This window comes from Comamonas sp. Z1, from assembly GCF_008121555.1.
GTDB lineage: Bacteria > Pseudomonadota > Gammaproteobacteria > Burkholderiales > Burkholderiaceae_C > Comamonas > Comamonas thiooxydans.
Map to the genome: position 1 here is coordinate 1 of NZ_VOQT01000003.1, position 24262 is coordinate 24262.

Below are 24262 nucleotides of genomic sequence, written 5' to 3' on the forward strand. Positions count from 1 at the left end.
CTGTACAACCACCACTTGCCACAAAAGGCACTGGGGCATGAAGCCCCAGTCCAAGCACTCAAAAAATGGAAGATGAAAGCTCCTGATTTATTCGTCAAGAACGTGCGTAATCATCCGGGACCCGACATCTAGCAATGGCAATGATAGCGAACGAACATGCAAAAGCTGCACTGTTTATCCAAACAACGATCATGGCGATGAATTCAACTCGCAACCCCGCCCATATTGCCGCTGACACCACGTTGCGTTAGCCTGCGGGCTCCACTATTGCTCAGGAGCCTGCCATGTCCCGTCGTTTGGTTCTTTCTGCCAGCACCGCCCTTGCGGCTGCCGCACTGATTGTTGGTTGCGGCGCCATGGGGTCGTCGGGCGGCAACCCCATGAGCTTCTTCATCACCAGCACCAACCCCGGCAAGGGCGGCGACCTGGGCGGGCTGGCCGGGGCCGACCGCTACTGCCAGTCGCTGGCCGCAAGCGTGGGCGCAGGCAACAAGACCTGGCGCGCCTACCTGAGCAATGCAGCGCTGAACGGACAACCGGCCGTCAATGCGCGCGACCGCATCGGCAACGGCCCGTGGCGCAACGCCAAGGGCGTGGTCATTGCCACCAGCGTGGCCGACCTCCACAGTGCCAATGCCAAGGTTGGCAAGGAAACCTCGCTGACCGAGAAGGGCGAAGTCGTCTCGGGCTTTGGCGATGAGGTCAACCGCCACGACATCCTGACCGGCTCGCGCCCTGACGGCACCCTGGCCGTGCCCGAGCCCGGCAAAGACACCACCTGCGGCAACTGGACCAAGAGCGACGGCGGCTCTGCCATCGTGGGCCACCACGACCACAAGGGCACCAACCCCGACCCTGTGGCCAATGCCTCGTGGAACTCATCGCACGGCACGCGCGGCTGCAGCGTCGAGCAGTTGCAGCAGAGCGGCAGTGCCGGGCTGATGTACTGCTTCGCGACCAACTGAGCGGGATGAAAGCGCGGGCCTCGGCCCGCCCAAGTGCAAGCAGGGCTCGCTTGCCCTGCTTGAACAAGACCATGAAGATCACCACGCTCCCGGCACACCGACATCGCTGCCCAACTTGATCGCAAGCAAGCGCCGTCCCTGAGCGCCCCTGACGATTCAGTGCTCACCGCCACCCTACTCTGCTTGGTCATTGAATCGGCGCTCAGCTAGGCCAAGGTCTGCAATCGACAAGCCGGCATCTGATGAGGTGGTGCTCGGTCCACTATTCATGAAGTGATGTTGCCCATATAATTAGCCACCATATTATATTTTGGCTAACTAATGAAGCTTGAACAGAAGTACCAGGCGCTAATTGAAGAGGCACAACGACGCAAACTTCCCGATGTGGATGGCATCCAGCTGTGCTTTCAAGTGCTGTCGATGGCTGCAAACATCGACCGCGACTGCGCTGCCTTGCTGGCCCCTCATGGTTTGTCTGAGGGGCGCTTTGTGCTGTTGTTCCTTCTCGATGTGGCGCCTGACGGACTCGCACCCAACGCGCTGGCCGAACAGGCTGGCGTGACACGCGCCACGGTGACCGGCCTCTTAGACGGACTGGAGCGCGAAGGTCTGATTGAACGTCACGCCAACGCCGAAGACCGCCGTGCTCTTTGCATTCGGCTGACCTCAAAAGGAAAACAACTAGCCGGTACCGTTATCGACCAGCATGGTCGGTGGATTGCAGGCTTGTTTGGCAACCTGTCTGTAGATGAGCGAAAGCAGTTGGCAGCGTTGCTGGAGAAAGTACGAGGCCCTGAATCGGACGTTGAATCATGAGTGATCAAGTCCGCAAGGGTGCGACGCGCACCGCTGACATTCCTCGGGACGTTCTTCATGCGCTATCGCGCGGGGAGTTGCAATGTGCGACGCTGGCTGAGTGCCTGGCAGTCGACCAGGCCGTACTGGCACGAACACTCTTTCCGGCACTTACGGCTCAAGCACTGAGCACGATCGATGAAGCCTGCCAACTGGGTGTGCTCAAACGCATGGCCCGTATCGGCGCAGTCTTGCTGGAGGTCTTGGGTACTGAGGGCATCGCACAATGCCAAACGCACCGCGCCGATATGGCACGAGGCTGGGCGTGTTTCATGATCGGTGCTCAGCCTAACCTGGATCTCGGTGCACGGCTGGCCGCAATGCACCCGCTGGCAGACGATGCCCATTTTGGTGTGCGCGAATGGGCTTGGATGGCGATGCGGCTGCACCTGGTGCAAGACCTGGCTGCGGCTATCGCTCAGCTGATGCCATGGACACAAGATCCTTCCGAGCGTGTCCGACGATTCGCGTGCGAGGTCTTGCGTCCCCGCGGTGTGTGGAGCACGCATATCTCGCAGCTCAAACGCTCGCCCGAGCAGGCACTGCCTTTGCTCTCAGCTCTGAAGAGCGACCCTTCGGTCTATGTGCAGGACTCGGTCGCCAATTGGCTCAATGATGCCGCCAAGGACCAGCCAAACTGGGTGCGTGACATCTGTGCCCAATGGCTTCAAAGCACCCAAGCCGCCGCCACACAACGTATATGTCAACGCGCACTGCGCAATCTCAAGTGAAAGTGGAACCATGTCTCATTACCTTGTAGAGCTCTACACCCCCAATTCGGCTTGGCTCGCGCTGCCTGCCGAACAAAGGCAACACTTTCTTGGCGGCATCGGACTCGCATTGAATCAACTCTCCAGCCTCGGTGTCGAAGTTCTCTCTCTGGCAGAAACGGACTCCAACATTGACCAAGGAACCGCGCATACATTCCTTGGTATTTGGCGCTTTCCTGATCAAAACGCTCGTGACGCTCTGCTGGCGGGCATCAAAGCCAGCGGCTGGTACGATTATTTTGACCATGTGAATGCAGCCAGCACTGCAGGGGCTGCGGATATTCACTTGGCTGCTCTAGCCGCTGCGTAGCACAGTAATTCCGGTAATGCCGTTATGCATCTGCAATGCATGCGGCTAGTCATTTTCCAGCCCGCTAATGCCCGCTAATGGCCGCCCGCCACAGTCACCACTGCGGGCCGGCCAGCTTTCGGCACAGCATATGCAACTCAACATGGCCCCCCGGCTCCGCACAGAACCGGGTGCAAGATCGAGTGGAAAGCATGCGACATCAACGTGGATTCATGACACCGGAGTCGCATCAACCGCTACACTGTACATATGCACAGTCATCGTCTTATGAGCGGTATGCCCGTCCAACTGATCGCGTCCCCGGTTACTTTGCCGCTGGCTGATCGCAGCGCACGTGCAGGCTCGCCCGCCAATGACTTCGCTGGCAAGCGACTGGATATTACTGACCTGCTGGTCACGCACCCCAAGGCCACGTTCCTGCTGCGCGTGGCCGGCCCGTCCATGCAGGAACACGGCATCGATGACGGCGATATCGTCGTGGTGGACAGGGAGTTGCGCGCTCGTGATGGGAGCATCGTCGTGGCAGTTGTCGAGCGCGAGCTCGTCATCAGAGCGCTGGACAGCGATGGCGACACTTGCAAGCTCAGGGCAGGCGCCCCCACCTACCCCGACATCGTGCCGCCAGAAGGACAGACGCTGGAAATCTGGGGTGTCGTCACCAGCTGCATCAAGCGCTTTGCAAGGTGAATACATGCGCGCGCCAGCACAACACAGGCTGCCGCTGAAATCTGATTAGCGCCCCAAAAAAAGCACCTGCTAACGAAGAAAGGCAATGTAGTTCTCTACATTGCCTTTTTCTTTGATTTATTACAGTGACCCAACATCGCACTGCGGGCCGGGGTTAATGCGCCAGTAACTAATTTTTACAGATAATGCTCCGCATGCATTTTCTGCCTGCCTTGACTGCCGCAGCATTTTTGCTGCCAGCCACCGCTATGAATCAAGCCATAGCGCAGCCTATTTATCGCTGCGGCAATTCCTATTCTCAAGAAGCATGCAAAGGCGGCAAAGTGGTGGAAGACAAAACCACCACCCTGCACAGCGGCCACTCGGGCAGCACCGTTTATCTGTGCAAAGGCCATGGCGGCGGGCTTTTCTGGAGCAGCGCGCAATGCGGCCAGCACAACGCTTTTCTCGAACGCACGGAAACCGTGCCCTCCGGCCTGCCCTGGGATCAAAAAGTAGCCCAAGCCGAAGCCCAATGGCGCAAAACCCAGCGCAATACCGCAGCCCCTGCGGTTGTCTATCAGACCCGCCCTGCCCAGCCTGCCGAACCCGGCAAAAAACAGGTCTGTGATGCACTGGAAGAACGCGTCAAAGCGCTGGATAGCATGGGGCGGACAGGTAGTCAGTATTACGACTTGGACTGGGTGCGTAGAGAGCGCAAGGTCGCGAGAGATGAGCAGTATCGGTTGCGATGCTAAAACGTGATACTACAAAATATTCAGCATTATTTATTTAAATAATATTTAATCACCACCATTCATATAGAGCATCAAATGCTATTTAAAATAATCTCTTCTTCACAATTACCAAAAAAAGCATTTTCTTTCTCCTACTTGGTTCGAAACCCATGGGATGACTGGTTTGAATTTGATACAAGATATGAGCTCTATATTTTTGATGAAAATGGCAAGTGCCACATCCCTGGGGAATTAAAAATAGGCCAAAAGGATCTTATTGGTGCCGACAAACCGGGTAAGGATCCAGCGAAAAGGTCGCCCGACTTACCTGAAGAATTCGCGACTCTCGACGACAATTTTTTTTCCGTAGGTCAAGGGGATGACTATTACGCAACTCTAAATTTGCTTCCCGTAAAAACAAAAAAAACAGTACTAATGGCATTACAGGATTGCGCATTCAATCTGAAAATTTTTGAAAAATACAAAAAAGAGCCGGTAATGGAGACCTCACTATTGAGGTACGTAACAGAAGAGAATATCAAAAATAGATTTAACAGACTTGCAAATGGCAATGCCATATTAACAAAGTATCAATTTAATTTCCATTTACCCGGACAGAGCGAAGAATCCCAACCAGTCATAAAATTCAAGGTAGTACCAGAGTCCATCCCTCCATCGAATGTTCACGTCCTAATAGGAAGAAATGGGGTTGGAAAATCTCGCTGCATTCAAAGCTTAACCGCAACAGTTCTGGACCTACCAGACTCAGAAGATATAAGGAAGGGAAGGTTAGAAAAGCTTGGGCACAACTCAAATGAATGGTCTTTTTCAGGATTGGTTCACGTATCATTTAGTGCATTCGATGCTTTCTCCTTTCCTGCTACAAAGAATAGTAATCAGATAAGAGGCACATTCGTTGGGTTAGCAGACCTTCCATTGTTAAGTATTGAGAACGCAAAATCACTCAAAGAGATTCTAGCGAACAGCTTTGTCAAAAGCTTTGAGGCATGCAAAACCGAATTGCGAGCACAACGCTGGCGTTCTGCGGTTAACATGCTTTACTCTGACCCTATGTTTGAAGAGGCGAACATACTTGAGTTAGCGGATCAAAGTGAAGATTGGAAAGAGCATGCCATCTGGCTTTTTAAAAAACTAAGCTCTGGCCATGCAATAGTGCTTTTATCAATTACCCGACTGGTTGAGCTAGTAGATGAGAAAACACTTGTAATTCTTGACGAGCCTGAGGGCCATCTTCATCCACCTTTGCTGTCAGCATTCATCAGAGCAGTCAGTAATCTACTAATAGAGAGAAACGGTGTTGCCATTGTTGCGACTCACTCGCCAGTTGTACTGCAAGAAGTCCCTACTTCATGTGTTTCCATCTTAAATAGATCTGGATCTTTTAGTGAGATTTCTCAGCCAAGTCTCGAAACCTTCGGTGAATCAGTTGGAGTTCTTACTAGGGAAATATTTGGTTTAGAAGTGACTAATGCAGGATTTCATTCACTTATTAAAAAGAATATTAAATCTGATACATCATTTGAGACTCTACTACAACGCTTCGAAAATCAGTTAGGCAGCGAAGCCCAACTAATTGCCAGAAGCTTGATTGCTATTCGCGACAAGAAAAAAAAGGATACCGAATGATTTCATTACCTATCCCGAATAGAACTGTCACAGAAGCTGTTCGCCTATGCACGGGAAACATAGAAAATCAAGATCTTGTTCATCGATTAATAGCTACAGAACAGCATTTATCTACTTCAGAGAAGAACTACAAAGCACTTGCGGGGAATTCACTCCTCTTCACTCTCGCAGCTACCGACTCGGTAGTCAATACTGTTACCCGAGACGAAATGAAGTGGATCTATAAGAATAAATTTTCGAAGCTTGGTCATCCATGCAGAAAAATTTACAATGAAATCAAATCAAAGACTAGTACTTGCCCCTTATGCAATTCAAGAGTAACAAGTACCTTAGATCACTATCTTCCACAATCTGTTTTTGCAGAATTCATTGTAACCCCAAGCAACTTAATACCTTCATGCTCTGACTGCAACAAAATAAAACTATCTAGAATTTCTGAAAGAAAAACAGATCAAACATTACATCCATACTTTGACACCATACCAACAGATGAACCTTGGATAACAGCCGAAATTATTGAGGATTCTCCAACAGGGGTGATTTTCGAAGCGAAACCTCCAGATCATTGGGATCCCGACTTAAAGAAACGTTTAGAATCACATTTCACAACTTTTAATTTACAAGAACTATATTCTACCAAGGCTGCATCAGAGCTAGCTCAAATAATTAGGTATACCAGGGAAGAGTTCCTAATTTTTGGATCTGAAGGTCTTCGGTCATATTTAGTTCGGCAAGCAATTTCCAGGTACCAAGCCGATCCACATTCATGGCAACCCGCCTTGTACTTAGGATTATCTGAATCTGACTGGTTTGTTAATGGAAATGCTTTTTCGTAAAATCCCAAGATAATGCATAAATAAAGATTGCGATTTTTCTACAAGCAATCAGTAAAGCGGCTAGAATTCAAGCTATCACGCCCGTTAAGCGTGATCTGGGCTTGGTCGCCCGGTAACCAAGGCGCAGCAGCCGCGCCATCAACATGGTCTGCGGCTTATTTGCTTTTATGAGCATGCCTGCGCGCGCATGGCTCCGCTTTACGGTGGGCCGTGTGGGGACACCCGCGAGGGTGTGCCGGCTCCTTGGTCCGGTCGACCAACCCTGCACGGTCCATCACCTTCTCTTGGTCGGGAAGGCGATGAGTTCCACACTCGTCACCAAGGAGCCTCATCATGGCTGGCATCAACATTGGTTCGCCCGTAACCTCCCTCCCCGCTCGTCCCGAGCTTTCCGTCGAACACGGAACCGTCACCACCACCAGTCTTCAGATCGCAGAGCACTTTGGCAAACGCCACGCTGATGTGATTCGCGCCATCAAAAGACTCGACGCCCCTGCCGAATTCACTGAACGCAATTTTGCGTTGAGCGATTTCACTGACTCAACAGGACGCACGCTTCCGGCTTACCGAATCACTCGCGACGGCTTCACGCTGCTGGCCATGGGCTTTACCGGCAAAGAGGCACAACGCTGGAAGGTTGCCTATATCGACGCATTCAACCGCATGGAGGCCGAGCTGCACCAGCCTGCCAACACGCCGCGTATGGAGCTGGCCTTCTCTCTGGCCGCAGAGGCCGCGGCGCAGGTGCACCGCACGGTGTTCAATGCCGTGATGCAGGGCGACACCGATGAATGGCAGCACAGCCGCTATTTGCTGAACCTGAACTACGACAGCCAGGGCCGCCCTACCCTGCCCCATGCCCAGCCGATTGCGACCGACCAGATGGTGGTGTCCTTCAACAGCCTGCCGCAGCGCATTGCCGACGGCGAGATCATGGCCGCGACCGATGCGCAGCTGGCCACACTGGCAACGGCCTGCACGCAGCGGCTGACCCAGCGCGCCCAGCACCGCGAAAAGCAGGTGACGCTGCCGATCTACCCCGGTAATTCCCCCGGCCAGCGCCCCGCGTCTGCACAGGCCCTGTCAGCCAAGCAGCTCCCTGCACCCGATGAAGGCCTGCTGCGTATGACGTTCCGATAGTCTGCTCTGCAGCCCGAAGCGCTTTGCCATACAAAAAGCCCCTGGGCAGGGGCTTTTGTTCAGGCCTCTGGCTTGGAGGGCCAGAACATCTCTCGCACTTCGGGAGAGTAGTACGGCAATGCAAGCACAGCGCCAAACAGAGCAAAGCCCAAGCCCGATGTCGCGTTCCCCAGGCCGGACAGCACAATCGGCGGGCTGAAACATGCGACGACTGCAGTCGCAACAGAAGACCACAGGGTAAACCGAGGCGCCCATGCTCTGAACCACAGCAGCCCGTAAAAGGAAATGAGGCCGAGCACCACGAGCACCGAAAGCGCCAGCAAGAAGATCCAGTCCGTGGGGCCGACCTCTGACTGCATCAAAAGGCTCTGGGAAAGATCGGTTAGCTCATGAGGCACCAGATCGAAGCCATATTCCACCAGCATTCCGAATAATGGGATGCCCAGCGAAGCAATCACCAATGCGCGATACGTCGATTTGCCCATACCCTCTCCAAGTTGCTATTGGCGAATCGTACTACTGCCCTAGCCACTGACGGCGATCTGCACAGTGGATGCGAGAGCACCTCCCACAATGCCTGCGTGGCTAGACGGGCCGATGCCCTTCCGCCAACCGGCGCAGCAGCTGGAGCTGTTCGCTCTGGATGGTGATGAGCTCGCTCCACTGCGTTTTCTGCAGCTCGTCGATTTTTTGGTGCAGCAGCATGATTTCCAGCTCGGCCTTGAGGTTGACTTCGTAGTCGTGCTCGCCGCGAATGCGGTCCTTGTCTGCCTGGCGGTTCTGCGACATGAGAATGATGGGCGCCTGTATGGCCGCCAGCATGGACAGGAACAGGTTCAGCAGAATGTAGGGATACGGGTCGAACGTGGAGCCGCGCGCCCAAAGCAGAAAGGCGTTGAGGCCCACCCAGACCAGCATGGTTGCGCAAAACAGCGCCACAAAGGCCCAGGAGCCGCCAAAGGTGGCGACGGCATCGGCTGCGCGCTGGCCGAAGGTGGGCGGTGTCTGATCTAGCTCCTGGTCCACATTGCGTGAAATGTGCTTGCGCCGGGCAATGTGCTGGGCGACCTTGAGCGCTCTGGCATCCAAGGTATCTGCGGAGGCACCAAACAGCCTCTTCGCAACGGTATCCGTATTGAGCATGGGACTTCCTTGTCATCCGAAAGATGAGGACATTGCCAGCATGCTACCCAAGCCTGGCGCTTGCCTTGCGCCCTGTCGCGCCGCCGCCACCGTCATGCGGCAACAAGCACAAGCGGGGGAATGCTTGAATATTGACGCCAGGTGTTGCAACGGCTGCCTTCGAGTGTGAGTATGGGTAGGCAATCGTTCGGATTGCGTAGCTACCGCTGATGCCCAAGGAGGCTGAAAATGTTCAAGCACATTCTGATTCCGACAGACGGCTCGAAACTCTCCGAAGCCGCGCTGCGCGCGGGCCTGCAGCTGGCCAAGGAGCAAGGCTCCGAGGTGACGGTGCTTTATGTGATGCCGGACTATTCGGCCTTGATGTATAGCGGCGAGGGGATGGTGGCCTACAACCCCAGCGAGATGCGCCGGGACGCCGAACTAACGGCCGACACAGTGCTAAAGGCGGTGCAGGACATTGCCAAGGCCGAGGGAGTGGATTGCAAGTTGGAGCGGACGATGAACTTTTCGGTGCACCAGGCCATCATCCAACAGGCCAAGGACAGCCACTGCGACCTGATCTGCATGGCGTCCCACGGTCGCAAGGGCCTTGCCGGCATTTTGCTGGGCAGCGAGACCCAGCGCGTGCTGGTGAACAGCGGCATTCCGGTGCTGGTGCATAGGCCTGTGGTCAAAGAGGTCCGAGCCGATTCCCACTGAATTTCAGGCCTTTTCTTGCCCATCAAAAAAACCGCTTGAATACCTACTTCTGGGTGTTGCATCAGCTGCCCCGGAGTGTGAGTATGGGTTTGGCAATCGTTCGGATTGCGTGGCAACCCCACAGGCGCTGGCGCGCAAGGAGGCTGAAAATGTTCATGCACATTCTGATTCCTACGGACGGCTCGAAACTCTCCGAAGCCGCGCTGCGCGCGGGCATGCAGCTGGCCAAGGAGCAAGACTCCCAGGTGACGGTGCTGTATGTGATGCCGGACTATGCCGCCTTGATGTACAGCGGCGAGGCGATGATGACCTACAACACCAGCGACCTGAACAAGGACGCCGAGAGAACGGCCGACAGGGTGCTGCAGGAGGTGCAGGACATTGCCAGGGCCGAGGGGGTGTATTGCAAGACTGCGCGAGTCATGAACGCCTCGGTGCACCAGGCCATCATCCAACAGGCCAAGGACAGCCACTGCGACCTGATCTGCATGGCGTCCCACGGTCGCAAGGGCCTTGCCGGCATTTTGCTGGGCAGCGAGACCCAGCGCGTGCTGGTGAACAGCGGCATTCCGGTGCTGGTGCATAGGCCTGTGGTCAAAGAGTAAAGCTACTCACAACCCGCGAATGGAGGCGATCAAGCCGCCCAAGCCTGCGGCAGTGATGCCCGATCCGGCCAGCACATAGGCCACGGCAATGCGGCGGACATGGCGGTCTGCGGCGGCGGCGGCGGCATTCAATGGTGTGGTGACGGTCACTTTGGAAAGCATCATCAGCGCTCCGATCCTTGGGCTTTCAAGGGTTGGGAACGAAAGCCTCAGTCGGTCTGAACGCCTGGGGCTTTCACCTTTTCTGCGGGCTTGGTCAGTGGGTCGCCAGCAGTTGCCTGTCCACCTACACCTGCCCTATCAAGGCATTGACCTGGGCATCTCGGCGTTCGACCAGGCTGACCAGCACTCCAACCACGCCCGCGCTTGAAGCAGCAAGGGCTGGCACCACTCCCAAGCCATGTTGCAGTACGAGTTGGGCACTTGTGCGGGCATTCAAACGGAGCGCCATCGTGCAGACGCCGGGCAGGAAGGCGCACGAAAAGGTCTTGGTAAAAAAATGCCAAATGCCAAATGCCAAATGCCAAATGGGGGGGCGAATAACGTTCTGTTGGTTGGTGGTGGCCTTGATGGGAATCTCGTCTCAGGCGAAGGCGCGGTGTGATGTGACTGGGGGCTCCCAAACGTTGACCTTCGATGGCCCGGGGGAAATCATGGTGCCTCGTGATATCTCGGATGAGACTTTGGTCTTTACTGACATTAAGCCACTCTCTAGGGACATCCGCTTCACCTGCTACACCGGAACTTCGTTTGGGATTCACGCCGCTCCTGCGCGAGGACCTAATCCAGTAGATTCGTTTTACTTTCCTACCGGCACACCTGGACTGTCGTTTCGAATAAAGGGGCGAAACGATGACATCATACCTCCTCCGATAATAGAGCAATCAGCTGGCCAATGGATGCTGGTCGGCAACATGACACTGGAACTTCTCAAGACTTCGGCATTTGAGCCTAGCGGCCAGATTAAAGCAGGCGATATAGGAACCCTAAAGATTGGACCCGATATCCTCGTCACGTATAGACTGGCTCGACCCATAAACTTTATCGCGGGCTCCTGCGAGAGTCCGGACGTGAACGTTGCCATGGGGGATGACTATATTTCATCTGATTTTGGTGGACCAGGCACCCGTACCATACCGGTCTCCTTCAGCCTGAATCTAAACCGATGTCCGCCTGGAATTGGCAAAGTCAACTACACGTTTGTTGCGTTGACAAAGGTCATTGACGCCAGTCAGGGAATCGTCGGGCTTAATAATGGATCAGATGCCATTGGAGTCGGGCTTCAAATCAGAGACGGCAATGACGTACCTCTTGCATTGGATACTCCCCATAAATTTACAGGCTACGACTCCCGCCAAGGTGGTAGTTTTCAGATACCGCTGAAGGCGAACTATTACCGATTAACAAACGAGCCTAGATACAAGCCTGGAACAGCAAATTCAGAGCTGATATTCATCATGAGCTACTTGTAGGCTACCGGCTCCAAGATTTGAAGTCCTTCAGGGCTTGAGCCGGCGGCCGAGCTCCACCTGGGCGAAAAACGCGCTGACCAGCTTCAATATCTCGCTGGGCCGGCGCAGTTCCTTGACCCGCGCTCCGGTTCCTTCCTGCGCCGAAGTTCGCCGGTCGTGGTGCCTTCGTGTACGCCGGCATCGACCTCGGCACGCTTGACCCATTCGTTCAAGGTCTGCGACACGCAGTCAATACTGGAAGCGACGGATTCGATGCTTGCCCACAGTGATGGGCCCTCCCCCATGTGGCTCCTGCACCAGCCTCACCGCGCCCTCGACCTCTTCATGGCTTCATCTTCCCAGGTGCTGAGGCCTCCTTGCTAACTCGAACGCAGCAGCGTTGCCAGCCGTTGCTCGATCCACAAGGCCGTAGCGCCCAGCTCTGCACCCTGCAAATTGAGCATACGCACGGCTAACGGCGGAAGCTGCAGTTCCGCGCAGTCCAGTGCCACGATGCGGGGCTCAATATCGGGTGCTTGGGCGATATTGCGCGGCAGAATTCCCCAGCCTATGCCGTCGGCCAGCATGTCGGCAAGCACGTAGAAGCTCTCCGAGCGCCAGATGCTCGGACTGATCACGAGGTCTTCAACACCCTCGATGTGCATCACCAACTGCCGGTGAGAGGCCAGGTCCTCGCGCTTGATTCCATTGCACTTGGCCAGCTCGTGGTCGCGCGATACGAACACCATCTGAGGTACGCCAGCCACATAAGTTTGAGCAAACTGAGCGCCTGCCGGGCCCCGGTCAAACTGAAAGGCAAGCTCAGCTCGACCTGATTGCACCTGGCGTGCGACTTCGGCCGCCGTGCCATTGAGCAGGGTCAACTCCAAAGCCGGGAACTGGTGCGCCAGCTCCTGCAGCAGTCTGGCAATCGGCGGATAGGGCAAAGCTTCGTCGATAGCCACGCAAAGCTTGGCTGTCTGGCCATGTGACAGCTTGCGCGCGCGCAGGTCTAGCGCCTGGGCCTGATTGAGCAGGGCCCGTGCCTCCAGCAAGATGACTTCGCCAGCCTGCGTGAGTCGCACCGACCGGCCTACACGATGAAACAACTCCAGCCCGAGATCCGCCTCCAGCAGTCCCATGGCCATGCTCACTGAAGATTGAGTTCGGCCCTGGCGCCGAGCGGCCTGGGTCATCGAGCCACAGTCCGCCACGGCGACGAATTGGCTCAAACGTTCTAGTGTCCATTCCATAAATCAATTTTACTGATTGATCTGAACTTTTCTCAAACAAAAAATTGATTGATCATTGGCAACATGGTCGCTTCAAGCGGCCTCTCCAATCATTGAACGAAAGAATCCATGACGACATCCATTCAGCTAAGACCATTGGAGCGCGACGATTTGCGCTTTGTGCACCACCTGGATAACAACGCCAGCATCATGCGGTACTGGTTTGAAGAGCCTTATGCGACCTTTGATGAACTGACCAGCCTCTACGACTCACACGTTCACGACCAAACTGAACGTCGCTTTGTAGTCGAGCATGAAGGAGCCCGTGGGGGGTTGGTTGAGTTGGTGGAAATCGACCTGGTACACCGCCGAGCGGAGTTCCAGATCATTGTTGCCCCTGATCAGCAGGGTAAGGGGATTGCCACTCGTGCTACTCGTCTGGCGCTTGACTATGGCTTCAAGGTTCTCAATCTGCACAAGATCTTTTTGCATGTGGACAAGGAGAATGCCAAGGCTATCCATGTCTATACGAAGCTTGGCTTTCAGCCGGAAGGTGAACTGGTCGATGAATTCTTTGCCAACGGCCAATATCGAAGCGTGTTGCGCATGTATTTGCTGCAGAAAAGTTACCTCAACAAGGAATGAATCATTGAAAGAGCCTCTGGGCTCAGTAGTTCATTGCGCCAGAAGTTCATTGCGCCAGTAGTACTGGCGTCTTGCGGCACATGCCAACGTCGCTGGCAATGGCTTGACCATGGCTTTGCCGCGCCGGGCCACCTGGGCTTGAGTATCTCCTGCCGATGCATCCGATAGACACCGTGCTGCATGAGCTGCAGCACCTCGACCGCCAGCGCAGCCGCCTGCCACGCGCTATGAAAAGCAAAGCAGCCACCGCCAGCCCAGCAAAGCTATCGGCAGCAAACTGCTTTCAAATGCAGTTAGAGAAAGCGCAATGTGCTCACAAATTCATATATAGAAAGCACAAAATTATTCATAGATGAATCAAAAATATATATTTAAATATATCTATGTATCAAACAAGCACGCAGACAACAATGAAGTCGCCTGCTGTCGCATGCAAGCAATGCTTTAGAGACAAAAATAATTCATAGATTTACATGTTTTAGCCAAAACACTAATATCTATGCATGCCACGCCAGAACACATCGCCCGCAGACTACCCGCAAGCCGTACTCCAGCAGATCGAGCAGCTTGCGCAGAACATCGTCATCGCCCGTAAACGGCGCGGCGAGTCGCAGGCGCAGTGGGCCAAGAAGCTGGGCATATCGCAGCCCACCATGGCGCGCATAGAGCGCGGCGACCCGTCCGTCGCCATGGCCTCGTATGTGATGTGCATGTGGCTGATCAATCAGGCCGGCGGCCTGGCCGACCTGATTGCGCCGCAGAACGACCATGCGGCGCTGGAGAAGGAGGTCGCGAAGATTGGCAGCAGGCGCAAGAGCAGCGCTCCCAAAAAGAACAAGCCGTCCACGGCGGCAACGAAAGCTGCATCGCCTCAGCCATCGACTTCAGAAACGAAAGGCTTGGCTGGACTGGTTGAGCAGATGGCCAAGTACGCTTTAGAGCAAGAGATGCAAGCTCAGGGCGACAAAAAGACAGCTGCAGCAGCAGGACTAGCCGCTCTCATGAACAAATCAACGCCTCAAAAGCTATGAGCCTGCCCATCAACGCCGTCTCGCCACGCACCTACGCGCCGCAAGACCAGCTTTATGTGTGGGCCATGGTCAACCCTGCGGCGCCCACACTGGTGGGCGAGCTCAGCCTCTCGCAGCTGGTGGCAGACTGCGCCACTTTTACCTACACACAGGACTGGTGGAACTTTGCGCTCAGCGAGGACATGCCCATCGTCCAAGGGCAGATCTTCAGCACGGGCGAGAGGAACACGGCCCCCGGCGCAATCGACGACGCCCGCCCCGACCGCTGGGGCGAGCGCATCATTCGTCACATCGACCGGCCTGCCCGCCTGTCCATTCTGGAAATGCTGCTCTTCGCGGGTGACGACCGCTTTGGCGCGCTGGGCGTGTCGACCTCGGCAGAGCAGTACATTCCCCGCTACCTCGGGCCGTATCCGCAGTTGAAGGATCTGGCCCAGCTCGCCGCCGCGGTAGAAGACGTGCAGACCCAGGCCCCGATCACCGCAGAGATACAGCGCCTCATCCAGCCCGGCGTCACCCTCGGCGGCGCGCGGCCCAAGGCATTGCTGCAGACGGATAACGGCCCCTGCGTCATCAAGTTCAGCGAGCTCGACGACCCCGTGGACACCCCGCTCATCGAGCATGCCACCATGACGCTGGCCGCACAGGCCGGCATGTATGTGGCCGACACCGCCGTGCTGCCACTGCCACCACGCTACGGCAAGGCTCGGCACGCTCTCACCATCGAGCGCTTCGACCGGCTGGGCCCCTACCGCGTGCACTGCCAGTCCGCCCACACCGCCCTGCGCGCTGCGGGGCTGGAGCAAAGCTACAGCAATCTGGCCACCATCGTGCTGCGCCTGGGCCACCCGGACCGGCAGACCGCCATGCGCGAGGAGCTGTTCAAACGCATGGTCTTCAACATCCTCATGGACAACACCGACGACCACGAGCGCAATCACAGCATCAGCCTCAATTTGGCAGACGGCTACTACGACCTCACGCCCGCCTATGACGTGGTGCCCAGCCTGCAAAACCTTGGCTATCAGGCACTCGTCGTGGGTACCGCAGGCTCCGAATCCAGCCTGGAAAACGCACTCACCCAGATCAACGAGTACGGCATCAAAATGCCCCGCGCCGTCGAACTGATACGGCAGGTGGCCGCCGCCGTCGATCGCTGGGCCGCGCACTTTACTGCGCTGGGGGTCAGCAAGTCCGACATGGAGTTGCTCGCCGCCAGCATCGACCGCGACGCGCTCAGATCGCAGAGACAGGCCTTTCTGTAAAAGCTAAGCACCTCTCACCCCAACAAAAGCCCGCAAGGTTCCAGACTTGGCGGGCTTTCTTGATTCCCAAGGAATCTTGATGACCGACAGCTCAGACCGCGAACAATTGCTTCGCAGCTAAGCAGAGGCATCAGAGATAAGAAAAATCCTCAAAAAGACAAAGAAAGTAATTTTTTCTTCAGTGAAGTCGGAAAAATTTTGTTTAGCATTTGCCAAATAACTTTTTTCCTCGAGGAGCAGATGGCACATCACCGTAAAGTTGGTTATGCACATCTACGTGAGCGCCTGAGCACAGGGGCATTCGAGCCGTCACAACCTGCCAAAGTCTACCCTGTCCAGAAATTTGTGCGACTGTCTGACTGCGTGCAAGTACCTGAGCACGCCGCTCCTGCCTCCGATGCCAGTGCATTGGAGCATCTGCTCTTCGCCCTCAAGCATGAAGAGCTGGATCTGCAAGCCGCGATACTAGCCCTCAAAAAAATCGACCCAGTACCGCTGGTGGAGCAGTTTTCACAGGCCACCAGCAGCAGCTATCTCCAGCAAGCCTGCTTCCTCTGGGAAATAGCCAACCAGCAAACTTTGAATGCACCACCAGCCAAAGGTGCGACCAAGCCGCTATTTGACCCCAATCTATTTCTCACCGGCCCATCGAGCAAATACACCCGATGGCGCGTGGACTTCAACGGCATAGGTTCCCTACAGTACAGCCCCACCGTCAGACTCACCCCTGAAATCAAGGCTCTGCTGGCCGAAGATACCCTTGGTCAGGCCCGCGAGTTCATCCAATCCATGGACCCCGACATGGTCGAGCGCGCGGTGCGCTGGGCGTATCTCAGCGAGACCGAAGGTTCATACGCGATTGAGCGCGAAGCGCCTACAGGCAACCGCACAGAAGCATTTGCCAAGCTTCTTGCTCGCGCTCATGAAGAGATCCTTCTCACTGAAGAGTATCTGGTCGAGCTTCAAAATCTCACCGTGCAATCGGCCATGGATCAGGCAGTGGAGTACCGCAACCAGCAAAACTGGCTGCGACGCGACAGCAGCATCACCTACGTACCGCCAGCACCTGAGCACCTCCTCCCCGTAATGGAAGGCCTGCTCACACTGGCCAACCAAAAAGACAACGGCATCCATCCACTGGTTCTGGGATCGCTGGTCAGCTTTGGATTTGTATTCGCCCACCCCTTCATGGACGGAAACGGTCGCCTATCGCGTTTCTTGTTCCACAAAATTGCCTGCCGCAATGCCAATTTACCCAACGGTCTGGTACTCCCCATCTCTACAGCGATGGCACGCCATGAAGGCCACTACCTGAGGGCCCTCAAGTCCTTCTCTGCCCCCGCGCGCGACCTATGGACAGTGGCCAAAGTCTCAGACCTGGAGTACGACTGCGCCTTTGAGGGCTCACCCGAGATCTACCATTTCTGGGACGCCACACAGTGCGTGCAGTTTGGCCTGGAGATGGCCAAAGAGGCACTCCAGCGTGACCTGCATGAAGAAGTTCATTTCCTCGGCCGATTTGATCGTGTGTATTCACGGCTCAATAAAGCCATTGACATGAACAACAACCTCATGAACCTGATCGCAAGACTACTCGTGCAAAACGATGGCGCTTTGTCAATCAGCAAGCGAAAAATGTTCATAGCCAAAGGCTGCACAGAGGAGCTACTGAACGAAGCCGAACAGATTGCTCAAGAAGCGTTAAACGAAGAAAGCCCAGATTAAGGATGCAATCAATGGAACAGCCCGCACACGCGGGCTTTTTTAATCACCAAGAAGTCTTGCCTCAGACCGCGGCGAACTGGTGCGACTGGCGGGCGAGCAGACCATCAACAACTATGTGTCGGCCCCCAGGTCCGCTATGGACCTGGCCGTGCTCGACAAGCTGCTGAGCGAGAACCGCCCGACCCGTTCGACTGTGAGGAAGTGGAGAAGATCATTGACCACGCGCACACCAACTTTGCGCCCACGGTCGCCAACTTGATCGCGTTTCGATTCTTCTCAGGTCTGCGCATCCTGTTGGTATTGACTGCACAAGCAGCTTGCCCATGGTGGGGAAGGATGGCTAAGCGCTTCTTGACACGAGGTTCTGACGGCACGGTCATTCACTATGGCGATGCCGGCCGATGGAGGCCGAGCAATGGCCAGTGCCCCAACGGTTCCGTGTGGTTCGGTCGGACTCCAGGAAGCGGACTGCCCAGAGCTAATGAGCATTCGCTTGGCCTGCCCAAAACGTTAACTCTTGATGCAAAACGTCAAAGTAGGCAGAAATCTGCTCAAGAACTCTAACGGAGGCCGATTTTGTTAGCGATCTAAAGTGTAAATATTCTGTCTCTTTTTTCATCAAAAGCATGGAATATTATCACTCACAGCCTTGCTGGGACGTGATACAGCAACACCTCATGTTGGGATCCAGCCTTCAAAGTGCTATTATTTTGGCTGTTTTTTGTTAAAAGAGATGAAATATTAGCTATGGCCAAGAAGACAGCCCCACTCTTGCCGGCGACAAACAAGCTTCTCATCGAATTCGGCGAGCGGCTCAGGCTTGCGCGTCTGCGCCGAAAGTTGACAGCCAAACAAGTCGCCGAACGCGCGGGGATGTCTCCCATGACTCTGCGTTCGCTGGAGAGTGGCGGATCCGGCGTCACGATTGGTGCATACCTGTCTGTCATGCAAGTTCTTGGATTGGCCGGCGACCTAGCGAAACTTGCAGTTGCGGATGACCTTGGCCGACAGCTCCAGGACGCTCGCTTGATAAGGAATGACGTTGTACGTAACCGCCAAGGGGCTGCCTCGAAGACCGTTCGCGGTCCGGAGCCGATAGCCCGTGCGCCGCGCAGTTCCTCTCCAACTCAGGCGAAGAGAGTGGAAACGAATGGCGACAAGCCGGTGGCTGAAGGCACTTGGAAGAAAGTCGAAGGAGAAACGGTGGCGTTCATCGACGCCGCGAGCACGCACAGTTTGGCCTCTTTGCTTCGGAAGCCGAAGCGTAAAGGGAACGCACCGTCATGAGCATGATCGCTGTATATGCGGACTGGGATGGACTGCCTAGCCCCCGACGACTTGGCTTCTTGCACAGCCGTAGGACCAGAGCGACTGAGCGATTCGAGTTCGAATACGACGATGCCGCGCTCGCCGATCCTCTCCTGGCCGGGCTGCAGTTGGACCCGAGCATTCAGCCCTTTGGCGGTCCGCAGTACCCCGCCCCACCCAGGGAAAAATTCGGGGTTTTCGATGACTCCAGCCCTGACCGTTGGGGGCGCCTCCTGATGGGGCGAAGATTCGAGCGTGACAAGCGGGCAGGCTTGGTGCCTGCGGGAGCTCGTCTCTACGAATCGGATTTCCTGCTCGGGGTGCATGACCTCTATCGAGTGGGCGCGCTGCGGTACCGCCTCGAGGATGCTGGAGACTTTCTCGATGACCGAGTCAACGTCGCAGCCCCGCCTTTTACTGAAATTCGCGCCCTGGAGCAGGCCAGTCGCGCGCTTGAGCTGGACCCCGACAACGTCGCTGCCCAGGGCCAGGACTGGTTGCGCATGCTCATCGCGCCAGGGGGCTCGCTCGGCGGTGCCAGGCCCAAGGCGAGCGTTGCGGACGATGCGGGGCATCTTTACATCGCCAAGTTCCCAAGCACGCGGGATACCTACGATGTCGGTGGATGGGAGATGGTGGTCAATGCCTTGGCCAACGGCTGCGGCCTCAACGTCGCTCCGGCGCAAGCTCGGAAGTTTGCCAGCGACTACCACTGTTTCATGGTGCGCCGCTTTGATCGTACCGATGCGGGGCGCCGGCTACATTTTGCCTCGGCAATGACCATGACTGGACACAGCGATGGCGACGATGCCTCGACAGGGGTGAGCTACCTGGAGCTCGCGGAGGTACTGATGAATCAGGGCTCGCAGCCCAATGAGGATCTGCGCGAACTATGGTCGCGAATCGTCTTCAACATCCTGGTCTCCAACACTGACGACCACCTTCGCAACCATGGCTTCATCCTGGTGCCGGGCGCTGGTTGGAAGCTTTCACAAGCCTACGACATGAACCCCGTCTCTCATGCAGACGGCCTCAAGCTCAACATTACCGAAGCGGATAACGCTCTCGATCTTGAATTGGCTCGGGAGGTTGCCGGTTACTTCCGGCTGAACCTTCATGAGGCAAACGAGATCATTGAGGATTTTCGAGACATCGTCGGTCAATGGCGAGCCCTGGCTCAGGGCCTAGGCCTATCAGCGTGGGAGCAGGACCGAATGGCAGATGCCTTCCGGCTTGCCGGGTGACGTTCCATTTATGGAGGCATCACGCACCGCCCAATCGGCAGGGCCGGCCAACGCATGGCTGACTCAAGATGCACTGTGGCTTGTAAGCAAGACTGTGGCCGACAAACTGCGCGCGCATCTGCTGTCACAGGGTGTCGATGGCATGAACCGCTGGCCCTGGTCCAGGCTGAACTGGTCGGGGGTGGCTTGGCGCAGCTCACCGGTGCGCACGCCGGTCAGCATCAGCAACCGCAGTCCCAATGCGTTTGCAGCCGGCGACGGTACCTGCGCACGCGCTGCAGGTACTTCGGCAGTTTGGCCATGCGCAGGAACGGGTTGCGGTTGACTGGCGGCAGCGGCACAGCCACCACATCCAGATCGGAGGCGGGGTTGTGTCCAAGGCCGGCACGACCACCAGGGCATAGCGGAACATCTGGTTGAACCAGATCCGGACTTTCTCGGCGACCGAAAGCGCCTTGCGTCGCTCGATGTTGCCGATGACCTCAAGCAGGTCCACACGCCTGATTTCGTAGATGGACCGCTTTCCCTGGAGGGGTAGCACGTCGTTGGCGAAGATGCGCGGGATCAGGGACTGGCTGGTCTGGCGCCCCTCGTCGCAGGACAGGCCCCAGTGGACGAGCCATTTTAGGAAGACCGCCTTGAAGTTGGTCAGTCAGGCAGTGGCACGCTTGTGCTTGCGATGAGCGTGAGGGTTGGTGCTCTTGGCCAACAGGGCGCGGGCTTCATCCCGAAGGATCCGGGCGTCTCGCAGAGAGACCTCTGGGTAGCACCCCAGCGACATCCGCCTTTGCCTGCCGAACCACTGATAGCGGAAATGCCAGGATTTGCCCCCGCCAGGGGCTACAGCCAGTGAGAGTCCATCCAAATCGGAAAGGGTGTATGCCTTGCCGGTGGCTTTGGCTTTGCGGACGGCGAGATCGGACAGTGCCATGTTCCAGTTCCTGAACCTGGGTCAGGAACCAGATGCTGATCACGATCAATCCGCTCTCCCTGCAACAATCCGAAAGTCGCGCCGTCCTAAAGATGGACTAAATAATGGACTAAAAAGTCTTGGCTTGGCTTGGATTTCGGTGGAGTCACTGGATTGAGTCAGAAGAAAAACAGTTTGTTTTCAATGACTTGCAGTGCTCCACGGACGTTAGTGGAAATCCCTGGAAGGCTGGAGTGGAGCGGGTGATGGGAATCGAACCCACGTTATTTGCTTGGGAAGCAAGAGTCCTACCATTGAACGACACCCGCGTCTGCGACGAAGCCACGACTGCAGCTGTCTTCGACACACTCACAGTTCCAGGCTGCGAGCTTGGGCTATCGTACATCAAGGCTGTGTAGCCTCCGTTCAAAATCGGAGCATTTTGGCAATTTTTTGCCTCGGAGTTTCCCCGAAAGCAGGGTTTTGAGGACCAGCCTTTCTTCCTCGTTGTTAGGGACACTCCGGTCACGACTGCCTAGCCTCAAATCACATGGGTAAAATTGTGCGGGATCAAAGAGCCTGCATTCAACTGCTGCTCCAAGCGTCGAGCAAAGTCCTGGTCCTGGAGCACGCAAGTCTCGCTACGGGCAAGCAGGTTGCTCTCGTTTTGCGCTTGACCAAGATCTTCAATAATTTCTGTAAATACTGGCCAAGTACTGACCGCCCCTGCCGAATCATGCCGCTTTGCTTCTGCGATTTTTTCCTGCCCGCTGACCACCGTGCCTTGTCTGAAGCACAGGCGGCTGGACGATGGAAGCCGGCCCGCGGAGCTGCGGCATGACGGAGCAGCAGCTTTATGACCTGGCTCCTGCGCTGGAGCTGATGGCTTTCGGTCTGGTGCTGGCCCTGGGGCCTTTGTGCTGGGTCTGGTGGCGCAGTCGCGGCACCGGCCCCGGCAAACGTCTGCAGGCCCTTTGCGTGCTGACGCTGTTCCTGACCTTCGATCTGGTCTTGTTCGGCGCCTTCACACGGCTGACGGACTCGGGCCTGGGCTGCCCTGATTGGCCTGGCTGCTATGGCACGGCCAGCCCTATCGCAGCACATGCCCAGATCTCCGAGGCGCAAGCCGCCATGCCGACCGGCCCTGTCACCCATGGCAAGGCCTGGGTGGAAATGATTCACCGCTATCTGGCGACCACGGTCGGCGTGCTCATCATTGCCATGACGGTCATGAGCTGGAAGCAGGCGCGGGCCGCCAGACGCAAGGGTCAGCACGCGTCTTTCAGCGACGCGGCCAACCCCTGGTGGCCGACTCTGGCTCTGGTATGGGTCTGCATACAGGGCGCTTTCGGCGCCTTGACGGTCACCATGAAGCTGTTTCCGGCCATCGTCACCCTGCATCTGCTGGGCGGTACCGGCTTGCTGGCCTTGCTGGCCATTCCTGCATCGGGACTGAGCCAGCAGCAGGCCGGTCGCTCTGCGGCCCCGATTGCCGGACGCTTGCGCATCGCGCTATGGCTGTGTCTGGCGCTGCTCATCGTCCAGGTCAGCCTGGGCGGCTGGGTCAGCACCAATTACGCCGTGCTGGCCTGCACGAGCTTCCCCGGCTGTCAGGGCAGTTGGTGGCCGGCCATGAATTTCGCCGAAGCGCTGCAGATCTGGCGCCCGCTGGGCATGCTCAAGGACGGCAGCCACATCAGCTTCGAAGCGCTGACCGCGATCCACTACACCCACAGGCTGGCAGCCTATGTGGTGGTTCTGGCACTGGCCAGCCTGTGGTGGGCATTGCGTCATGCCCCTGCACTGGCCAGGCAGCGCCGGCTGCTGGGATTTTTTGCGGTGCTGCAAGTTCTGACGGGTCTGTCCAATGTGGTGTTGGACTGGCCCCTGGTGGCGGCCGTGCTCCACACCGGTGGAGCTGCGGCCCTGGTAACGATTGTGGTCTGGAGCCTAGCCGTGACGCGTAGCCATGCCGTCACCGCCCCCGACCCTGAAATGGCGCACCGCCCTGCCTGAGGCATAGCGCAAAAGAGTGATTGCATGAGTCAAAGTGAAGCCTTGTTGAACAACACCTCGCGAATCAGCCAGTTCTACGCGCTGACCAAGCCGCGCGTGGTGCAGCTCATCGTGTTCTGCGCCCTGATCGGCATGGTGCTGGCCGTACCCGGCTGGCCCACAGCCAATCAGTGGATCCATATGGGCGTCGCCTGCGTCGGCATCTGGCTGGTGGCGGCTGCCGCTGCGGCCTTCAACTGCCTGGTGGAGCGTCATATCGATGCCAAGATGAAGCGCACATCATGGCGTCCCACGGCGCGCGGCGAACTCTCCAGTCAGCAGGCACTGGCCTTCTCGGCCATTCTCTGCATGATTGGCGCCACGATCTTGCTGGTCTGGACCAATGCGCTGACGATGTGGCTGACGCTGGCCACCTTTGTCGGCTATGCGGTGATCTACACCGTGGTTCTCAAGCCCGCCACGCCACAGAACATCGTGATCGGCGGAGCTTCAGGCGCCATGCCACCCGTGCTGGGCTGGGCCGCCATGACGGGCAATGTCGGCCCCGAGGCGCTGATTCTGTTCCTCATCATCTTCCTCTGGACTCCGCCCCACTTCTGGGCACTGGCCCTGTACCGCGTGGAGGACTACCGCCAATCCGGCCTGCCCATGCTGCCCGTGACCCATGGCAGCGAATACACGCGCCTGCAGATTCTGCTCTACACCGTTGTGCTGTTTGCGGCCGGTCTGCTGCCCTTCATGTACGGCATGAGCAGCTGGCTGTATCTGTTCGCGGCTGTCGTTCTGGGTGCAGGCTTCATCGCCTATGCCGTGGCCCTGTACCGCAATTACTCGGACGAGCTGTCGCGCCGCACCTTCCGTTTTTCACTGCTTCACCTGAGCCTGCTGTTTCTCGCCCTGCTCGTGGATCACTACCTGTTCATGGCCTGATCTTTCAAGCCCTGCCATTGCAAAAGCCCGGCTCGCCGGGCTTTTCTACGCCTGTCGGAAAGTGATCTTCCCGTGCTTTCCGAGTCTAGGTTTGAGTGCGGATTGAATGGATCTTGTGCAGCCCAGCCA

At 56.5% G+C, this 24262-nt stretch carries 24 protein-coding genes, 1 tRNA gene and 4 pseudogenes; 22 read left to right on the forward strand and 7 right to left on the reverse strand.

Annotated features, from left to right (window positions below; translation table 11 throughout):
* The 10 genes and pseudogenes from FSY45_RS28175 to FSY45_RS06625 form a co-directional block, all read left to right on the forward strand.
* Window positions 1-132: pseudogene (locus FSY45_RS28175) on the forward strand (IS481 family transposase); the annotation flags it as partial.
* A gap of 152 nt (window positions 133-284) precedes the next feature.
* Entirely contained in the window at window positions 285-965 is a 681-nt protein-coding gene (locus FSY45_RS06585) for a hypothetical protein (protein WP_046462350.1), read from the forward strand.
* Window positions 966-1286: 321 nt separating this feature from the next.
* Window positions 1287-1781: a MarR family winged helix-turn-helix transcriptional regulator gene (locus FSY45_RS06590; protein ID WP_046462351.1), complete on the forward strand. Its 495-nt coding sequence runs from the start codon at window positions 1287-1289 to the stop codon at window positions 1779-1781.
* Window positions 1778-2551, forward strand: coding sequence for a DNA alkylation repair protein (locus tag FSY45_RS06595; protein WP_046462352.1), 774 nt, complete (start codon window positions 1778-1780; stop codon window positions 2549-2551). The genes FSY45_RS06590 and FSY45_RS06595 overlap by 4 nt, the downstream gene beginning before the upstream one ends.
* A 10-nt stretch (window positions 2552-2561) precedes the next feature.
* Window positions 2562-2900, forward strand: a complete 339-nt coding sequence (locus FSY45_RS06600) for a DUF6616 family protein (RefSeq protein ID WP_080944553.1) — start codon at window positions 2562-2564, stop codon at window positions 2898-2900.
* Between the two features lie 276 nt (window positions 2901-3176).
* On the forward strand, window positions 3177-3587 hold the full coding sequence (locus FSY45_RS06605) for a LexA family transcriptional regulator (protein ID WP_012838621.1): 411 nt from the start codon (window positions 3177-3179) through the stop codon (window positions 3585-3587).
* A gap of 212 nt (window positions 3588-3799) precedes the next feature.
* Complete coding sequence (locus tag FSY45_RS06610; protein WP_255443213.1) at window positions 3800-4324, forward strand: hypothetical protein; 525 nt, start codon at window positions 3800-3802, stop codon at window positions 4322-4324.
* Window positions 4325-4399: 75 nt separating this feature from the next.
* The gene (locus tag FSY45_RS06615) at window positions 4400-5950 is read left to right on the forward strand and encodes an AAA family ATPase (RefSeq protein WP_080944554.1); all 1551 of its coding nucleotides are present in this window, start codon (window positions 4400-4402) and stop codon (window positions 5948-5950) included.
* The gene (locus FSY45_RS06620) at window positions 5947-6786 is read left to right on the forward strand and encodes an HNH endonuclease (RefSeq protein ID WP_131667148.1); all 840 of its coding nucleotides are present in this window, start codon (window positions 5947-5949) and stop codon (window positions 6784-6786) included. The genes FSY45_RS06615 and FSY45_RS06620 overlap by 4 nt, the downstream gene beginning before the upstream one ends.
* A gap of 333 nt (window positions 6787-7119) precedes the next feature.
* Window positions 7120-7926, forward strand: coding sequence for a Rha family transcriptional regulator (locus tag FSY45_RS06625; RefSeq protein ID WP_046462355.1), 807 nt, complete (start codon window positions 7120-7122; stop codon window positions 7924-7926).
* 59 nt (window positions 7927-7985) lie between these two features.
* Here FSY45_RS06625 and FSY45_RS06630 read toward each other — a convergent pair whose 3' ends face one another.
* Entirely contained in the window at window positions 7986-8411 is a 426-nt protein-coding gene (locus FSY45_RS06630; RefSeq protein ID WP_046462356.1) for a hypothetical protein, read from the reverse strand.
* A 100-nt stretch (window positions 8412-8511) separates the two neighbouring features.
* Window positions 8512-9069 (reverse strand): DUF1003 domain-containing protein, encoded by a 558-nt coding sequence (locus FSY45_RS06635; protein WP_046462357.1) that lies wholly within the window; start codon window positions 9067-9069, stop codon window positions 8512-8514.
* 228 nt (window positions 9070-9297) lie between these two features.
* Between FSY45_RS06635 and FSY45_RS06640 the strand changes: the two genes are divergently transcribed.
* Together FSY45_RS06640 and FSY45_RS06645 are read left to right on the forward strand one after the other, a co-directional pair.
* On the forward strand, window positions 9298-9771 hold the full coding sequence (locus tag FSY45_RS06640; protein WP_003062354.1) for a universal stress protein: 474 nt from the start codon (window positions 9298-9300) through the stop codon (window positions 9769-9771).
* Between the two features lie 149 nt (window positions 9772-9920).
* Entirely contained in the window at window positions 9921-10376 is a 456-nt protein-coding gene (locus tag FSY45_RS06645) for a universal stress protein (RefSeq protein WP_148747975.1), read from the forward strand.
* 6 nt (window positions 10377-10382) lie between these two features.
* Here the strand turns inward: FSY45_RS06645 and FSY45_RS27785 are convergent, their stop codons facing one another.
* Window positions 10383-10541 (reverse strand): hypothetical protein, encoded by a 159-nt coding sequence (locus tag FSY45_RS27785; RefSeq protein ID WP_187427538.1) that lies wholly within the window; start codon window positions 10539-10541, stop codon window positions 10383-10385.
* Window positions 10542-11290: 749 nt separating this feature from the next.
* Here FSY45_RS27785 and FSY45_RS28180 point away from each other — a divergent pair.
* Complete coding sequence (locus tag FSY45_RS28180) at window positions 11291-11848, forward strand: fimbrial protein (protein ID WP_223305599.1); 558 nt, start codon at window positions 11291-11293, stop codon at window positions 11846-11848.
* A gap of 19 nt (window positions 11849-11867) precedes the next feature.
* Here the strand turns inward: FSY45_RS28180 and FSY45_RS28185 are convergent.
* Both FSY45_RS28185 and FSY45_RS06655 read right to left on the reverse strand, forming a co-directional pair.
* Window positions 11868-12154: pseudogene (locus FSY45_RS28185) on the reverse strand (IS3 family transposase); the annotation flags it as partial.
* Between the two features lie 53 nt (window positions 12155-12207).
* Window positions 12208-13080 (reverse strand): LysR family transcriptional regulator, encoded by an 873-nt coding sequence (locus tag FSY45_RS06655; RefSeq protein ID WP_034354101.1) that lies wholly within the window; start codon window positions 13078-13080, stop codon window positions 12208-12210.
* 108 nt (window positions 13081-13188) lie between these two features.
* On the opposite strand from FSY45_RS06655, the gene speG reads away from it, so the two are divergent.
* The 7 genes and pseudogenes from speG to FSY45_RS06700 all read left to right on the forward strand — a co-directional run.
* On the forward strand, window positions 13189-13704 hold the full coding sequence (gene speG / locus FSY45_RS06660; protein WP_034354104.1) for a spermidine N1-acetyltransferase: 516 nt from the start codon (window positions 13189-13191) through the stop codon (window positions 13702-13704).
* Window positions 13705-14207: 503 nt separating this feature from the next.
* Window positions 14208-14735, forward strand: coding sequence for a helix-turn-helix transcriptional regulator (locus tag FSY45_RS06670; RefSeq protein WP_046460259.1), 528 nt, complete (start codon window positions 14208-14210; stop codon window positions 14733-14735).
* Entirely contained in the window at window positions 14732-16000 is a 1269-nt protein-coding gene (locus FSY45_RS06675) for a type II toxin-antitoxin system HipA family toxin (protein ID WP_046460258.1), read from the forward strand. The genes FSY45_RS06670 and FSY45_RS06675 overlap by 4 nt, the downstream gene beginning before the upstream one ends.
* A 240-nt stretch (window positions 16001-16240) precedes the next feature.
* Window positions 16241-17725, forward strand: coding sequence for a Fic family protein (locus FSY45_RS06680; RefSeq protein ID WP_046460278.1), 1485 nt, complete (start codon window positions 16241-16243; stop codon window positions 17723-17725).
* A 747-nt stretch (window positions 17726-18472) separates the two neighbouring features.
* A complete protein-coding gene (locus FSY45_RS06690; RefSeq protein WP_046460277.1) occupies window positions 18473-19012 on the forward strand; it encodes a helix-turn-helix domain-containing protein in 540 nt (179 codons plus the stop codon).
* Window positions 19009-20277 carry a type II toxin-antitoxin system HipA family toxin gene (locus tag FSY45_RS06695; RefSeq protein ID WP_046460257.1) on the forward strand — a complete coding sequence of 423 codons (1269 nt, stop codon included), beginning with the start codon at window positions 19009-19011 and terminating at the stop codon, window positions 20275-20277. Before FSY45_RS06690 ends, FSY45_RS06695 begins: the two co-directional genes overlap by 4 nt.
* A gap of 37 nt (window positions 20278-20314) precedes the next feature.
* A pseudogene (locus FSY45_RS06700) lies at window positions 20315-20422 on the forward strand (TraI domain-containing protein); the annotation flags it as partial.
* Here the strand turns inward: FSY45_RS06700 and FSY45_RS28190 are convergent.
* Both FSY45_RS28190 and FSY45_RS06710 read right to left on the reverse strand, forming a co-directional pair.
* Window positions 20416-21208, reverse strand: a pseudogene (locus FSY45_RS28190) (tyrosine-type recombinase/integrase); the annotation flags it as partial. The pseudogenes FSY45_RS06700 and FSY45_RS28190 overlap by 7 nt on opposite strands.
* 234 nt (window positions 21209-21442) lie before the next feature.
* Window positions 21443-21516 (reverse strand) — tRNA-Gly (locus FSY45_RS06710).
* Between the two features lie 508 nt (window positions 21517-22024).
* On the opposite strand from FSY45_RS06710, the gene FSY45_RS06720 reads away from it, so the two are divergent.
* Together FSY45_RS06720 and cyoE are read left to right on the forward strand one after the other, a co-directional pair.
* Complete coding sequence (locus FSY45_RS06720; protein WP_046460256.1) at window positions 22025-23203, forward strand: heme A synthase; 1179 nt, start codon at window positions 22025-22027, stop codon at window positions 23201-23203.
* A gap of 24 nt (window positions 23204-23227) precedes the next feature.
* Entirely contained in the window at window positions 23228-24133 is a 906-nt protein-coding gene (gene cyoE, locus FSY45_RS06725) for a heme o synthase (RefSeq protein WP_003062379.1), read from the forward strand.
* The last annotated feature ends 129 nt before the right edge of the window (window positions 24134-24262 follow it).